This is a genomic window from Neoakkermansia glycaniphila (genome assembly GCF_900097105.1).
Taxonomy (GTDB): domain Bacteria; phylum Verrucomicrobiota; class Verrucomicrobiia; order Verrucomicrobiales; family Akkermansiaceae; genus Akkermansia; species Akkermansia glycaniphila.
Map to the genome: position 1 here is coordinate 740,419 of NZ_LT629973.1, position 15,255 is coordinate 755,673.

The window sequence follows — 15,255 nt, forward strand, 5'->3', positions numbered from 1 at the left end:
CGGAGAGCAATCTCCGGGGTTTTTGCATCCTGCACGGGAACCGAACATCAGCAGGCGGCATACCCGTTCAGCACGCCAATCTCAGCCTGGCAGCCGAACCGCTCATGCAAAGCCTTCTGCATGGCAAGAGTTGCCTCGGGATCGCCATGCACGAGAAACACCCGGCTCTTGGAGCCCCCCATCTGTCCGAAATAATGCAACAGCTCATTCTCATCCGCATGCCCCGAAAACGAATCCATCTCCTCGATACGGGCACGCACGGGATAAAACTCGCCGAAAATGCGCACCTCCTTCTCTCCATCCATAATACGCCTGCCCAGCGTATGCTCCGCGCAATAGCCGACAAACAGCACCGTATTGTTCGGATTGCCGATCCCATTCTTCAAATGGTGCAGAATACGTCCTGCTTCGCACATCCCCGAAGCGGAAATGATAATCGCCTGCCCCTTCAAACGGTTCAACGCCTGCGACTCCGACACCGACCGAATCAGCCTCAAATGCTCGAACCCGAACGGATCCTTCTCTTGAAACAGGAAATCGTACACCTCCTTATTGAAACACTCCGGATGAATGCGGAAAATCTCCGTCGCACTCACCGCCATGGGACTATCCACGAACACCGGAATACTCTTCAACGAACCGTTCTTGTATGCCTTGTGCAGCAAATAAAGCAACTGCTGCGTACGTTCGACGGCGAACGCGGGAATCAGCACCTTGCCGCCACGCTCGATCGCATCGCGCACAACCGCACAAAACGCCTCGTCATTCCGTGCAGGAGACTCATGAAAACGGCCGCCGTACGTACTCTCCATCAGCACGATATCCACATCGGGCACGACAGCCGGATTCTTCAGCAACTCATTATTTCCACGACCTACGTCACCGGAAAACAGCAGCCTCTTCCTCTTCCCGTCGTCACGGTCATCGATATCAAGGCACACCTGCGCAGCCCCCAGAATATGGCCTGCATCGTAAAACGTCATGGAAACGCCATCGCAAAGCTGCATGGGCCGCTCATACCCTGTCGTCACAAACTGATCCATACACTTCACGGCATCCTGCTCCGTATAGATCGGCACGGCCGGCGCATCATGCCCCCCACGCCGCTGATTCATCTTATTGAAGAAATCGCAGTCGCTCTGCTGAATGCGGCCCGCATCCGGCAGCATAATCTGGCACAAATCGCGCGTCGCATGCGTCGCATAGATATTGCCGTTAAAACCGTTCTTCACCAGATTGGGCAAATTGCCCGAATGGTCGATATGCGCATGGGACAACACCACGCAATCGACCGCTTTCGGATCGAAATAGGGAAAATCCCGGTTGATCCTCAACGCTTCCTCGCGCCGGCCCTGATACATGCCGCAATCCAGCAGAATGCGCCTTCCGTTCACCTCAAGCAAATGCTGGGACCCTGTCGTCGTACCTGCCGCTCCACAGAAATGTATTTTCATCACTCGAAATCATAACAGAAATGGTAGTGCATTCAAGCGAGAAAGCCTCCATTCGCCACAAAACAGCATGACAAAAGTGCGCGCCGGCATCCGCCCGACACAAAAAAACCTGCACCGGAAAGATGCAGGCTCCTTGAAAACTTGACGACTCCGTTCAGGACTTGCGGGGAGCCGGATTATGGTGCCAATTCACCACGCCCTTGCCTACAGCATAAGCATAAGCAAAAAGCAGAATACCGATAAAGAAACACATGGAACCGAAAGCCTCGGGATTCTGCATCACGAAATCCTTGAAATTGATGGCCCACGGATACAGGAACACCACTTCCAGATCGAAAATGACGAACAACATGGCTACCAGATAAAACTTCACCGAGAAAATCGGAGCGCCATCGCCAAGAGGAATCATCCCGCACTCATAAGGAATATTGGCAGGCTTGCGAACCTTGGCGCGGCGGCCGAACAGCACGCTCAAACCAAGCACCATCCCCGCAAAACCGAAGGCTGCGATACACTGAATCAGGGCGGAAAAATATTCTTGAGACATAAGTGACTGCGCTGTTTGTAACACAAAACAGGTAAAAGTCCAAGCAAAAATCACGGGAAAGAGAGAAAAGCAGCCTCCCTTTAAAGCCCCATGATCCTCTTCTTGTAAGCCTCCACGGCATCTTCTCCACGCAAATCGGCCGGATCGTCGAACTCCGGTTCCGGCTCATCTGCGGCAGTATCCGCATCTTTCGGTTCGGGCTCATCCGGCACCGGCTCCTCATCCGTCGCCTGTGCCGCCTGTACGGCGGCGGCCTCCACGGCACTGCGAGCCCCGAGAATATACACGGCCTCCTCACCCTCGCCGTTCCGGGCCAGCACCCACGGAGAAGCGGCAATCTTCACGCCCCACCGCGTCTTGATCGTAGACATCGTATTGGGAGCACCGGACAAATTGCCGAACGCCACCGCCTTCTCCGCCCGATTCACATCATACGGAGCTCCTGTCCCGGCAACCAGAATACTTCCATCCTCCAGATCGGCAGGCTCATCCGCAGGATAAACCGGCATTCGCAGCCACTTCTTGGCAGCCGCAAGCTCCATCGCTTCCAGACGCTCCTCCTGCTCCGGCAACTTCTTCGCTCTCCACTTCCACGAAATCAGCTTCACAACGGACTGGTTAAGCGGCAGACTCACCGCCATATCGTCCACATCCCACTCCAACGACTTCCCGTCAAACCGGTTCGGCACCCCCAGTTCGCACACAAACTCCGCCACCGACAGCCCCAGCCGGGACTTATCCTTATTGCGGCTCTTCATATTGCGCACCACAATCGACGAAACCACGCAAGCTCTGGAAACGGCGGCATCACCGCTTCCCTCACTCCACATCCGGGCATACACATCCTTACCCTTGTACACGCCCGACTTATCCAGCACGATCTCCGGCTGCAGCTCCTTCAGAACATCGCGCACAGCCGCCGCACCCGCTTCACCGCCTTGCGCATCGGACAAGAAAAACATCACACATTGATCCTTGATCGTCAACACAGTCACATTCACTCCATCCTTCTGAAACCGCAGACCTCCCTCTCCCTGTTGCACATTCTCATAATCCTTCTCCACATCGGCCGCATAGGCGCCCAAAAGATCCGCGGCATGGCACCACGCACTTAAAAACAACAGGACAGGCAAAAGCAATCTCATCATAACGATCTGGAAACAAAATACTAAACTAAAGATAAGATGAAGAAATACACTGTTTCTGTCAAGAGAAATTTTCATTCAGAGCAAAACAGACACCAGATTGCCATCTTTGAACTTGACACTCAGCTCCATCAAGATAAAATGCCACTTACTATGATGCAAGCATACACATCCATGTTCGTCGCAGGAGCCGCCCTGATTGCGCCCGCACTCGTCAATGCACAAGAAGCTGCTCCTGCCCAGGAATCCGGCGTTGCAACTCTGGAAAAACTCGTTGTCCATCTCCAAAAACTTGAAGGAACGCTCAAAACCATCACCGATGCAGCCTCTGCGGAAAAAGGCACGGCCGAACTCCAAACCCTCAAGCAGGAAGCCGAAGCCGCCGTACCCGGAGGAAACATCAACATCCCAGAAGAAGAAGCACAGGCCAACATGCAGAAAATCCAGGAATGCCTCCAGAAACTCGGCGCCATCGGCCAGAGCGTCGACTCTGAAATCGCCCGCATCAAACAGGCCGACTGCTACGGCAACGATGCCCTGAAAGCTATCCTCGAAGAACCCGCAGCCAAAGAAGGCGACACAGCCGAATAACCTGCATCATCTCTACCAGTCACCATCATCAACAAAAAGAGCGCTTCCTCCGGACGCGCTCTTTTTTCATCCCTGCCGGCACCAAACTGCTACTTCACCTTGGAAGAACGCACCGCAGGATCCTCAGCCAAAGTCTTCAGTGCAGGAAAAACGGACGCTTTTTTGCGAATCATCTCCGCATACTCCGTATTGCCTAAAACCATCAGCATGCGCCGCAACTCGCCGACACATTCCCCCTCCTGCCCATTTCCCTTATAGGCATCCGCCAGCAAAAGCTGCAACCGCACCCGGTCGCCGAGCCCCGTAGCAGACAACAAAGCCTCGGACAAATACCGCACCGCCTTGGAAAAATCCTTTCTCACCAATGCACGGCTTGCCAGCATCTCCCACAGCCCCGCATTCCCCGGCTGCCGGGCAGCCTTCTCCACCTGCGCCGCCAGCACATCCGCCTCCCCTCCCCACGAGGCAACCGCCACAAACCACGCCTGAAACAGCCGGAACCGGGCATCCTTCTTCATTCCCTCCTTCTTCATTCCCGCAAACGGTCTGTACAGGGGATCTCCGAAAACGACACACTGCCAAGAAAACGCCGGAGCCGCCATCGCAGCGGCTTCCGCCACGGAATACCCCTTCAACAAACGATCATAAAACACATCCAGATGATGGGAACCGCCAAGAAACGGCTCATACACATTCCCCAGCGTCACCGCCGCCCCTCGTTCCAGCAGGGGACCGCTCCATGTCCGAACAGCACTCTTCATCGTCGTCGCGCTGAAAGAATGCAAATGTACAGCCACCGCACCCTTCGCAAAACGGAACGACGCATCCGCAAAAGGCCCGTTCACCTCGCCCGCATACCAGCCGAAATACGAAGCCAGCGGCCCAGGCAGCGGATAATGGGCAGGCAGCGTCTCCCGCGCAGAATCCATCAGCACCGGCACCCCCTTCCCGGAAGCCGTCGCAGCAATACTCTGCATCCACTTGTCTCCCTCACCGTAAGGCCCTCCTGCATCCACAGACATCCACCCCCACAACCCGCCCGCCTTCTCCACCTGAACGGGATCCTCAATCATACGGCGGCAAGCCTCCTTTGAAGGCGCATCGATCCGGCTCACCAGCATCACGGGATACCCGGACATCACGAAACTCTCATCCTGCCCGTAATATGGATTCTTCAGCATCCCGGCACGAGGCACATCACGCACGCCGAGCAAAGCCAGCTCGGAATCCACGGCGGCGGCCGTCGTCTGCTGCCAGGGCTGCCCCTTGGAGCGAGGCTCCTCCCGCACCTTCAAGGGAAGATCGGGCATCAGCACCAGTACGTAAACCTCCGCACCGGAACCGTTGCCCGCCTGCCCGATAAGCGTCGGAAGCCACCAGCCGCGCTGCGCCGCCGTCCTTGCCAAAGGAACCAGAACCTCCGCCTCGAACTCCTTGCGCGAAACCTCCTCCCTGACCGCACAGGAAAGGCCAACCACCTGAGCTGCAGGAATCCCGCGCAGCTCCGCATACCGCTTCGCGCACTCCCGGCTGAAATCGGACTTCTCATTATACACGACGGCCACATGCCGGGGCTGCAAATCATCCGCCCGGCACACCGACAGGCAAAGCACGATAAAACAGATAAGAAAATGCATACGCTCATCCTAACCGCGTTTTTCAACGATGACAAGTTTCGGAAACGGGAAAACGCACTTTTTCGCAACCTGCCCTATTTCTGGCTTCACAAATGGCAAAAAATAATGTTTAATTGTAACAACAAAGCAGCAATACCCAAGCCTACATGCGCGGGTATGGGGCTTTTTATCATCTGCACACTATTATGATCCAGCAAATTGATCACATCGGCATCGCTGTCACAAGCCTTGACGATACAGTTCCTTACTATCGCGATGCGTTGGGATTGGGTGAACCCCACATCGAAGAAGTAGCAACCCAGAAAGTGCGCGTCGCCATGTTCGACGTCGCCGGAGTCCACATCGAACTTCTGGAACCCACCTCTCCGGACAGCCCCATCGCCAAAGCCATGGAAAAGAATGGCGGCCGCGGACTGATCCACCACATCGCTTTCAAGAGCAACGACGTAGCTGGCCAGTTGGAACAGGCCAAAAACGCCGGTTGCGCACTCATCAACGAAACCCCCGTACCTGGCGCCCACAACACGCAGGTCGCCTTCCTTCATCCGAAATCCACCTTCGGCGTACTCACGGAATTCTGTGAACACCCCGACTGCGGATGCGGCTGCAAGCACTGAACCCTCTTATCACAACGACAAGCAACATGGCTATCGACCCCAAATTGATTGACGATCTCAACGAACGCCGCAAAAAAGTCATCCTTTCCGGCGGACAGGACAAGATCGACAAGCGACACGAAAAAGGCGAAATGACCGCCCGCGACCGTATGTCCTACCTCTTCCAGGAAGGCACATTCACGGAAATCGGCATGCATGTGCGCCACAATTGCCACAACTTCGGCATGGGCAAAAAGGAAATCCCCGGCGACGGCGTCGTTTCCGGCTTCGGTCTCGTGGACGGACGTCCCGTGGCCTGTGCCGCATCCGACTTCCTGGCGCAGGGCGGCTCCCTCGGCTACATGCACGCCATGAAGATCGTGGACGCCCAGAAATACGCCCTCAAGGCAGGCATCCCCGTCGTCACGGTCAACGACTCTGGCGGCGCGCGCCTTCAGGAAGGTGTCGCAGCCCTCTCCGGCTACGCACAGGTCTTCTACAACAACGTCCTTGCATCCGGCGTCGTCCCCCAGATCTCCATGATCTGCGGCCCGTGCGCAGGCGGCGCGGCCTACTCCCCCGCCCTCACGGACTTCATCATCATGCGCAACTCCGGCAATGCCGGCATGTACATCACGGGACCGAAAGTCATCGAACAGGTCACCTACGAAAAATGCACCATGGATGACATCGGCTCCGCCGCCATCCATGCCTCCGTCTCCGGCAACGTCCACTTCGTCGCCGAAAGCGATGCACACGCGCTCGACATCCTCAAGCGCCTGCTCTCCTACCTGCCGGCGAACAACACGGAAGAACCGCCGCACAAGCTCGACACCCCGCTCGACCTCGGCAAGGATCCGGGCATGAGCGACATCATCCCGGACACCAACCGCACGCCTCTCGACGTCCAGAAAGTCATCGCCCGCCTCGTGGACGACCAGGACTTCCTTGAAGTGCAGCGCGACTTCGCCAAAAACGTCGTCGTCGGCTTCGGTCGCATCTGTGGCGTCGTCGTCGGCATCATCGCCAACCAGCCCAACGTCAAAGCCGGATGCCTCGACATCGACGCTTCCGACAAGGCCGCACGCTTCATCCGCTTCTGCAACGCCTTCAACACCCCCCTCGTCAACCTCGTCGACGTCCCCGGATTCCTTCCCGGCGTCAACCAGGAACGCGGCGGCATCATCCGCCACGGCGCCAAGCTCATCTTCGCGTACTCGCAGGCCACCGTGCCCAAAGTCACGCTCATCATGCGCAAGGCATACGGCGGCGCCTACATCGCCATGTGCTGCAAGGATCTCGGAGCCGATGCCGTCTTCGCATGGCCGGGCGCCGAAATCGCCGTCATGGGTGCGGAAGGCGCAGTCCCCGTCCTCTATGGTCGCGAACTCAAAGCCGCCGAAGAACCGGCCAAGCGTCAGGCAGAACTGCTCGACGAATACCGGGATGCCTTCTACAACCCCTATGTCGCAGCAGGCATGGGCCAGATCACCGAAGTCATCAATCCGGAAGAAACACGTGCCAAAATCGCCTTCGCCCTTCGCACCCTCCTCAACAAAAAGGAAGTGCGTCCGGCCAAGAAACACGGCAACATCCCGCTCTAATCCATGATCATCGGATCCATCATCGCATCGATCACCGACATCATCTGCGTCAGCGCTGCAACCGAACAATTCGGTTATCAGGGTATGGGCATGATCGTCGTGTTCACCTGCCTTTCGTTCCTCGCCATCATGATCTCCATCTCGGGGACGGTGGCGCAGAAAATGACGAATGCCAAAAAAGCCAAGGAAGCGGCCATCGCCGCAGCACAAACGGCCGCTCCGACCGCAACTGCTGCCGCCGTCGCCGTACAGCCCCAGGCCGGAAGCAATGCAAAGGAAGTAGCCGCTCTTGCGGCTGCCCTGTATTCCTCCGCCAAGGAAAGCCTCACTCCGGAACTCATCGCTGTCATCTCGGCAGCAGTGCATACGGAAATGGCCGGGCAAAGGCACCGCATCGTCGCCATCAAGGCATCGCCTGCCGGATACGCCGCAGCAGGCAGATCGGAAATCTTTTCTTCGCACCGCATTCCCATGCAGACGCGTCGCTAATTGCATCACACTCTCAATAAAAACAAAACAAACCACTTAACATAAAAAATCATGAAACAACTTCGTATTACCGTTGCCGGCCAGACATTTGACGTGACCGTTGAAACCCTTGGTGAAACCTGCTGCTCCGCCCCGGCTCCCGCCGTGGCAGCTCCGGCCCCTGTCGCCGCTTCCGCACCCGTCGCCGCTCCGGCAGCAGCTCCCGCCCCGGCTCCCGTCGCCGCCCCTGCGGCTTCCGGCTCCGGAACTCCCGTTCCGAGCCCCCTCGCCGGCAAAGTCGTATCTCTCGACGTCAAACCCGGTACCGCCGTCAAGGAAGGCGACCAGATCCTGACGCTCGAAGCCATGAAAATGAACACCGTCATCTATGCCCCGCAAGCCGGCACCGTGGCGGCCTTCAACGTCCAGCCCGGTGAAACCGTGCAGGAAGGACAAACTCTCGCCACTCTGGCCTAATCTCCTTGTACAGGCTCCGCAATCAGGGAGCCGCTACGTTTAGAATACCATTATGGTTGAAGCATTTGAAACATTCATTGAGGGGATGGGCATCTTCTCCCTCACATGGCAGATGGCTGTCATGTGGGTGGTGGTCTCAGTCCTCCTCTATCTGGGTGTCGCCAAGGAATTCGAGCCCTTGCTGCTCGTGCCCATTGCCTTCGGCGCACTCATTGCCAACATCCCGGACAACGGGATGACCATCGCGAAAATGAGCCGCGAAGTTGTCTCCTGCAAAGACGGACAACCGCAAAAAACCGTTATCCGCGATGTCGGCGCCCTCCGATTGCACCTCATTCCCCTGGAACACGACAAAACCAAAACACCGGATGAAATCGTAGGCAATGAGGCCAAAATCGCTGAACATCAGGCATTGATGTCGGAACCCATGACAGCCAAACCGACTGTCGACGCCAACGGCAAAGTCGTCAAAGGCGACTACACCCTCAAGGGACAAGCCACGCAGGATTACCTGCTGACAGCCCCCGAAGGCGGCCTCTTCGACTTCATCGGCCTCGGCATCAAATCCGAAATCTATCCGCCGCTCATCTTCCTCGGTGTCGGTGCGTTGACGGACTTCGGCCCCTTGCTTGCCGCCCCCCGCACCATCCTGCTGGGAGCAGCTGCACAGATCGGCGTGGCAGTCACCTTCTTCATGGCCCTCATGTTCGGGTTCAACAAGGGTGAATCGGCCTCCATCGGCATCATCGGCGGTGCCGACGGTCCGACCTCGATCTTCCTTGCCATGAAGCTCGCGCCGCACCTTCTCGGAGCCATCGCCGTCGCGGCCTACACATACATGGCCCTCGTACCATTGATCCAGCCTCCCATCATGAAGCTGCTCACCACGCACAAGGAACGCCGCATCAGGATGAAATCGCTCCGGCAGGTCTCCAAGGGAGAAAAACTCTTCTTTGCCGTCCTCGTCACCGTCGCCACCATCCTGCTCATTCCGGATGCTTCTCCGCTGATCGGCATGCTCATGCTCGGCAACTTCCTGCGTGAAAGCCGCGTCACCGAACGTCTCGTCGGCGCCGCCCAGAACGAACTGATGAACATCGTCACCATCCTTCTCGGCACCTCCGTCGGCCTCACCATGCAGGGCGAACGCTTCCTGCAGCCGCAAACCGCAGGCATCATTTGCCTCGGCATCGTCGCCTTCGGCGTCGCTACGGCTGGCGGCGTTCTCTTCGCCAAACTCATGAACCTCGTCTGGCGCAAGAGCCCGGTCAACCCGCTCATCGGCTCCGCCGGCGTCTCCGCCGTGCCGATGGCCGCACGCGTCTCGCACAACGTCGGCCAGAAGGAAGATCCCAGCAACTACCTTCTCATGCACGCCATGGGACCGAACGTCGCCGGGGTTATCGGCACCGCAGTCATCGCGGGCTACTACATCGCCACCCTCTCCCATTAAGACGGGACGACGTAAAAGCTGAAACAATCAAACAGCATGGGACGGAGCTAGAAGATAACTCCGTCCCATTTGCTTCCCGAATATGGCATCTCCCATCACTTGGACCGTACATGAAGTACAGGAGGCAGTCTCCACCAACGACCTCGCACGCAGCCACGCACCGTGGAGCCTCGTCCGCTGCCATGTACAGACCGGCGGCCGCGGCCGCTTCAACAGAGAATGGATCGGCCAGGAAGGCGGACTGTGGGTATCCTACAACGTCCCTCTGGCAGAAGAATCAACCTCCGATTGGCGCCTTCTTCCGCTCGTTGCCGGCATTGCACTGCTTGATGCATTGAAACCGCACCGCGTACCTGATGCACGCCTGCGCTGGCCCAACGACCTCATGGTCGGCAGGAAAAAACTGGCCGGCATCCTCGTCGAACGCCCCTCCGCCACCATGGCGACCATCGGCATCGGCGTCAACATGCTCAACTCCATGGCCGACCTCGCGGGCAAAACGAAAGACGCACCAGCCCGTATGGCCGACTACGCCGCGCCCTGTCCCGCCGTGGACGAATTCGCCATGCAGCTGGCGCAAGCCATCCAGACCGACTTCCTCGCTTTCGTCCAAAACGGCATGCAGGCTCTCATGCCGAAATTGGAACAGGCATGGGGAAAACCGCGAACCGTCGAAGTCCAGACGGATCAGGCCAACTACACGGGAACATTCATCGGCATCACGCCCGACGGCTCGCCCATCCTCCGCCGCAAGGAAGGGGATCTGCGCGCCATACCGGGCCACACCGTCAACAGACTGATTGAACTGTAACGGCTGCGCCAAAACCGCCGTCTTTCACAAAAACGGACAATCACCAGAAAAAATTCATTTTGCACTAGAAAAAAACTGCCGGGAGCGTTATAGTCTTCCCAGCGCAATTCTTATTTTATGAAGTATCAAACACTCACTCCGGACGAAGCTGCCGCGCTCATCGAGAACGGCGAAAATATTGGACTCAGCGGATTCACCGCAGCAGGCGTACCCAAGGCAACCACGCGCGCCATTGCCAAAAAAGCGGAAGAAGAACATGCCGCAGGCCGCCCGTTCAAAATCAACCTCTTCACCGGTGCCTCCACCAGCGCCTCTACGGACGGTGCTCTGGCCAAAGCCAATGCAGTCGACCAGCGCACCCCCTACCAATCCAGCCCCGATCTGCGCAAAAACATCAACGGCGGCCACACGCGCTACAACGACATGCACCTTTCGCATACGGCCCAATACATGCGCTACGGAGCCCTTCCCCGCGTCAAAACGGCCATCATCGAAGCGGCCAACATCACCGACGACGGCGAAATCACTCTCACCACGGCCGGAGGCAACTCTCCCACCTACTGCAAACTCGCGGACCGCATCATCATTGAGCTGAACTCCTACCATCCGAAGGAACTCCGCGAAATGCACGACATCTACATGCCGCTCGACCCGCCCCACCGCGAACCCCTGCCCCTGATCGCCCCCGACCACCGTATCGGCACACACACGCTCAAGGTCGATCCTGCAAAAATCGTCGGCATTGTCCACACCAACGAACCGGACGGCATCGGCGCTTTCAAGGACGGCGACCCCGTCACGGATAAAATCGGTGAAAACGTCGTAGTCTTCCTTGAAGAAGAACTGAAAAAAGGCAAAATTCCCGCCAGCTTCCTGCCCATCCAGTCCGGCGTCGGCAACATTGCCAATGCCGTACTCGCAGCGCTCGGCCGCAGCCAGGAAATTCCTCCCTTCAAAATGTACACGGAAGTTATCCAGGACTCCGTGATCGACCTCATGAAACAGGGTCGCTGCATCATGGTCGGCGGATGCTCCCTCACCGTCTCCGACGGCATGCTGGCGGACATGTACAAGGATCTCGACTTCTTCAAATCCCGAGTCATCCTTCGCCCGCAGGAACTCTCCAACAACCCGGAAATTGTCCGGCGCCTCGGCCTCATCTGCATCAATACGGCCATTGAAGTCGACCTCTTCGGCCAAGTCAACTCCACGCACTTCTTCGGCAAACAGATGATGAACGGCATCGGCGGTTCCGGCGACTTCGCCCGCAACGGCTATCTTACCATCTTCACCTGCCCCTCCATCGCCAAGGGCGGCGCCATCTCCTCCATCGTACCGATGGTCTCTCACCACGACCACACGGAACACGACGTGGACATCGTCGTCACCGAACAGGGTGTAGCCGACCTCCGCGGCAAATGCCCCCGCGACCGTGCCAAGGAAATCATCGAAAACTGCGTCCATCCCGACTACAGGCAGCTCCTGCTCGACTACATGGCGCTCACGCCGCAGGGCCACACGCCGCACAACCTCGGCAAGGCCTTCGAAATGCACAACGCATTCCTCGGCACCGGCGACATGCGCAATGCGAACTTCGCTCCGGCCGAATAAGCGAAACCGCAACCCATCCACTCAAAAAGCCCGCAGCCTCCCGCAGGATGCGGGCTTTTCAGCATTGCATCAGGCCGCCCCGCGCGGAGATTAGGCTTGCACTTTCACTGTTTCATGAAATAATAACCTCGCCCTCATGGAGGAACAAAGCACACAAACCAAGGAACCGACCAAACAGGAATGGCGGGGATTTTGGACGCTCGTCGCCGTACAGGCTCAAAACGCCTTTAACGAAAAAGCCGTCCAATTCCTCCTGATTCCCCTTGGTGTCTGGCTTTGGGGCCAAGGCAGCACGCTGGAATACACCCTCGGCGCCATCTTCGTATTACCCTACATCCTCTTCTCTCCCCTCGTCGGCTGGATATCCGACTGCTTCTGCAAGGCACGCATCATCCAAGCCATGGCCTTCATGCAAATCATCGTCATGGGGCTCATGCTCTTCTGCCTCTTCCAGCACGACATTCACGGAGCCATCATCTGGTTCACCATCTTCGCTCTTCAGGCCACCGTCCTAAGCCCAGCCAAAAAAGGCATTGTCAAAGACATGCTGGGCTCCAAATATCTGGGATTCGGTTCCGGCATCATCGAAATGAGCGTTGTCTTCGTCCTTCTGGCGGCCCAAATCGGCGTCTTCGTCTGGTACAGCTACCTGCTGGAAGCCTCCAAAACCCCGAGCATGCCGGAAGGGGACGGATGGCATGCCGCCATCGTCCCCACCATCGTCTTCCTTGCCATTGCCGTACCGGTCGCCATCGTCTCACTCATCCTCCCCCGCTACCCGCACAAACAAGGACAGGCGCGCCCCTTCACATGGAGCCTCTTCTATGAGCATTTCATCCAACTGAAATACCTCTGGCGGCACCGCCTCCTCCGCCTCAGCGAAATCGGCATCTCCTACTTCTGGTTCCTCGCCGGCTCCCTCTTCCTCATCATCATCCAGATCGCCAAAGGCATCGCCGTACAGGAAGAAGACTTCAGCGCACTGTGCGCCCTGCTCATGTCGTGGCTCAGCGGCGGCGTCATCTGCGGCGGCGTCATCGCCTCCATCCTCTGCAAACGCAAAAACGAACTCGGCCTCATCCCGTTCGGGGCCATCGGCATCACCATCTCCTGCCTCACCATGTCCTTCTTTGCTCCCAGCTCACTGGGAAGCAACATCTGCCTTGCCCTGACCGGAGCTTTCGGCGCAGCCTACCTCGTCCCCCTCAACGCCTTCCTGCAGGACAACTGCGACCCCGCGCACCGGGGCAACATCATCGCCGCCGGCAACCTGATGGACTCCCTGATGGGACTCGTTGCCGTCGGAGCCATGCTCGTCCTCAATGAACTCGGCATCCCGGCCCAGGGGCAGTTCTTCCTCCTGTTCCTCCTGAGCCTCGGCATCACCATCGTCACGCTGCGACTGATACCCCAGGAATTCATCCGTATGGTCGGCATCTGGCTGATGCGATGCGTCTACCGCCCGCGCATCATCAACGGCGACCGCATCCCGGAAACGGGCGGAGCCCTGATTGTCGTCAACCACGTCACCTATGCCGACGCCCTCTTCGTCACCCTCCTCAGCAAACGTCCCATCCGCTTCATCGTCGCGGAGGAATTCGCGGCCGTACGCTGCGTCGGCTGGATACTGGAAATATTCAACTCCCTCCCCATCTCCACCAAAAATCCGCGCGAAGCCATCGCCAAGGCGGCAGAAGGCCTCAAGGCAGGAGACCTCATCTGCATCTTCCCCGAAGGACAACTCACCCGCACAGGCTGCCTGAGCCCCATCCGCCGGGGACTTGAGATCATCGCCCGCCGGGCACAGGCTCCGATTATCCCCGTGTACATGGACGGCCTCTGGGGCAGCATCTTCTCCTTCTTCGGCAACCGCGTCTTTACCAAAAAACCGCAGCACATCCCCTACCCGTTCACAGCCGCCATCGGCACCCGAATGGATGCGGAAACAACTGACAGCCAGTCCGTCCTCAAGCAATTCCGTCGATTATCCTGCATCTGTCTTGAAGCCAGCTGCTCTACCGGCAAGGACAGCCTTCTTCAGCGATTGGAAAAACGGGGCAACAAGCCGCTCGTCCACTGGAACGGAGGATTCCTGACAGGACTGCAAATCGCCGCCGCCGTCATCGACAACCAAATACCCAAGGAATACCCGGCTCTGGCCGCCCGATGGCTCTCCATCCTCCTCAGATCAGTTCAGGACACCGTCGATTTCCAGAGATACTGGATGAACGCACAGCAATTGACGCGCGTCAATGCGCTCATGCCGCAATCCGCCCTTCTGACCACCATCGGGCACGACGAACCGCATGAAGAAACCGTCGCCGTCCTTTGGCCCATCCTCACCCTCACGCCCGTACATCTGATCGAACAGGCCACCACGCCCATCTCCTCCTCCATTGGGCAAATGGCAGGTTCCCAGCACATGCGCCGCCTCCTGCTCTCCGTCATCCCTCCCAAGCAGGTACCCTTCTACGACTTCAGCGAAGGTTCCGACATCAGCACGCCCAATATGCGCTGGAGACCTTGCCACGCCACGCCAGCCGGCATCGTCATCTCCATGTCGATGATGAAAAGCGTCTTCAAACTCGGAGACGGCACTGTCCAGCTCGGTATGCGGGCCCGCACGCGCGGCCTACTCCTGCCGGGTTACCGCATCAGCGCACAGGGCAGCGCCATCAAAGGGCCGACTCTCGCCATCCCCTACCCCGTTCCGCCCCACATCTACATCGATGAAAGCGGCTTTCTGGCCGAACTCACAAAAGAAGACCAGACGTCCCGCGACTCGTCCGAACCGTGAATCGGCCGTAGCGTGACTGCACATCCCGCCTTTATCCGGCCTGTCGTGATTAAGTCTTGACACA

13 protein-coding genes are annotated in these 15,255 nt (G+C 57.8%); 9 read left to right on the forward strand and 4 right to left on the reverse strand.

Annotated features, from left to right (window positions below):
• Window positions 1–47 precede the first annotated feature (47 nt).
• From PYTT_RS02980 to PYTT_RS02990, 3 genes are all read right to left on the reverse strand, one after another.
• Window positions 48–1,454, reverse strand: a complete 1,407-nt coding sequence (locus PYTT_RS02980; RefSeq protein WP_067773199.1) for an MBL fold metallo-hydrolase RNA specificity domain-containing protein — start codon at window positions 1,452–1,454, stop codon at window positions 48–50.
• A gap of 154 nt (window positions 1,455–1,608) precedes the next feature.
• Window positions 1,609–2,055, reverse strand: a complete 447-nt coding sequence (locus PYTT_RS02985) for an NADH-quinone oxidoreductase subunit A (RefSeq protein ID WP_245741059.1) — start codon at window positions 2,053–2,055, stop codon at window positions 1,609–1,611.
• A 26-nt stretch (window positions 2,056–2,081) separates the two neighbouring features.
• A complete protein-coding gene (locus PYTT_RS02990; RefSeq protein ID WP_141675717.1) occupies window positions 2,082–3,149 on the reverse strand; it encodes a hypothetical protein in 1,068 nt (355 codons plus the stop codon).
• A gap of 150 nt (window positions 3,150–3,299) precedes the next feature.
• Between PYTT_RS02990 and PYTT_RS02995 the strand changes: the two genes are divergently transcribed.
• Window positions 3,300–3,737 carry a hypothetical protein gene (locus tag PYTT_RS02995; protein WP_067773190.1) on the forward strand — a complete coding sequence of 146 codons (438 nt, stop codon included), beginning with the start codon at window positions 3,300–3,302 and terminating at the stop codon, window positions 3,735–3,737.
• An 89-nt stretch (window positions 3,738–3,826) separates the two neighbouring features.
• On the opposite strand, the gene PYTT_RS03000 is transcribed toward PYTT_RS02995, so the two are convergent.
• A complete protein-coding gene (locus PYTT_RS03000) occupies window positions 3,827–5,374 on the reverse strand; it encodes a TIGR03790 family protein (RefSeq protein ID WP_083076467.1) in 1,548 nt (515 codons plus the stop codon).
• A gap of 185 nt (window positions 5,375–5,559) precedes the next feature.
• Between PYTT_RS03000 and mce the strand changes: the two genes are divergently transcribed.
• The 8 genes from mce to PYTT_RS03045 all read left to right on the forward strand — a co-directional run bounded on the left by mce (window position 5,560) and on the right by PYTT_RS03045 (window position 15,191).
• Window positions 5,560–5,991, forward strand: a complete 432-nt coding sequence (gene mce / locus PYTT_RS03010) for a methylmalonyl-CoA epimerase (RefSeq protein ID WP_067773181.1) — start codon at window positions 5,560–5,562, stop codon at window positions 5,989–5,991.
• 26 nt (window positions 5,992–6,017) lie between these two features.
• On the forward strand, window positions 6,018–7,574 hold the full coding sequence (locus tag PYTT_RS03015; RefSeq protein ID WP_067773261.1) for an acyl-CoA carboxylase subunit beta: 1,557 nt from the start codon (window positions 6,018–6,020) through the stop codon (window positions 7,572–7,574).
• 3 nt (window positions 7,575–7,577) lie between these two features.
• Entirely contained in the window at window positions 7,578–8,063 is a 486-nt protein-coding gene (locus PYTT_RS03020) for an OadG family transporter subunit (RefSeq protein WP_067773178.1), read from the forward strand.
• 51 nt (window positions 8,064–8,114) lie between these two features.
• The gene (locus PYTT_RS03025; protein WP_067773175.1) at window positions 8,115–8,519 is read left to right on the forward strand and encodes a biotin/lipoyl-containing protein; all 405 of its coding nucleotides are present in this window, start codon (window positions 8,115–8,117) and stop codon (window positions 8,517–8,519) included.
• 52 nt (window positions 8,520–8,571) lie between these two features.
• The gene (locus PYTT_RS03030; RefSeq protein ID WP_067773172.1) at window positions 8,572–9,972 is read left to right on the forward strand and encodes a sodium ion-translocating decarboxylase subunit beta; all 1,401 of its coding nucleotides are present in this window, start codon (window positions 8,572–8,574) and stop codon (window positions 9,970–9,972) included.
• 82 nt (window positions 9,973–10,054) lie between these two features.
• Entirely contained in the window at window positions 10,055–10,783 is a 729-nt protein-coding gene (locus PYTT_RS03035) for a biotin--[acetyl-CoA-carboxylase] ligase (protein WP_067773169.1), read from the forward strand.
• Window positions 10,784–10,900: 117 nt separating this feature from the next.
• On the forward strand, window positions 10,901–12,394 hold the full coding sequence (locus PYTT_RS03040) for a butyryl-CoA:acetate CoA transferase (protein WP_071133257.1): 1,494 nt from the start codon (window positions 10,901–10,903) through the stop codon (window positions 12,392–12,394).
• 136 nt (window positions 12,395–12,530) lie between these two features.
• Window positions 12,531–15,191, forward strand: coding sequence for an MFS transporter (locus PYTT_RS03045; protein ID WP_067777130.1), 2,661 nt, complete (start codon window positions 12,531–12,533; stop codon window positions 15,189–15,191).
• Window positions 15,192–15,255: the final 64 nt, after the last annotated feature.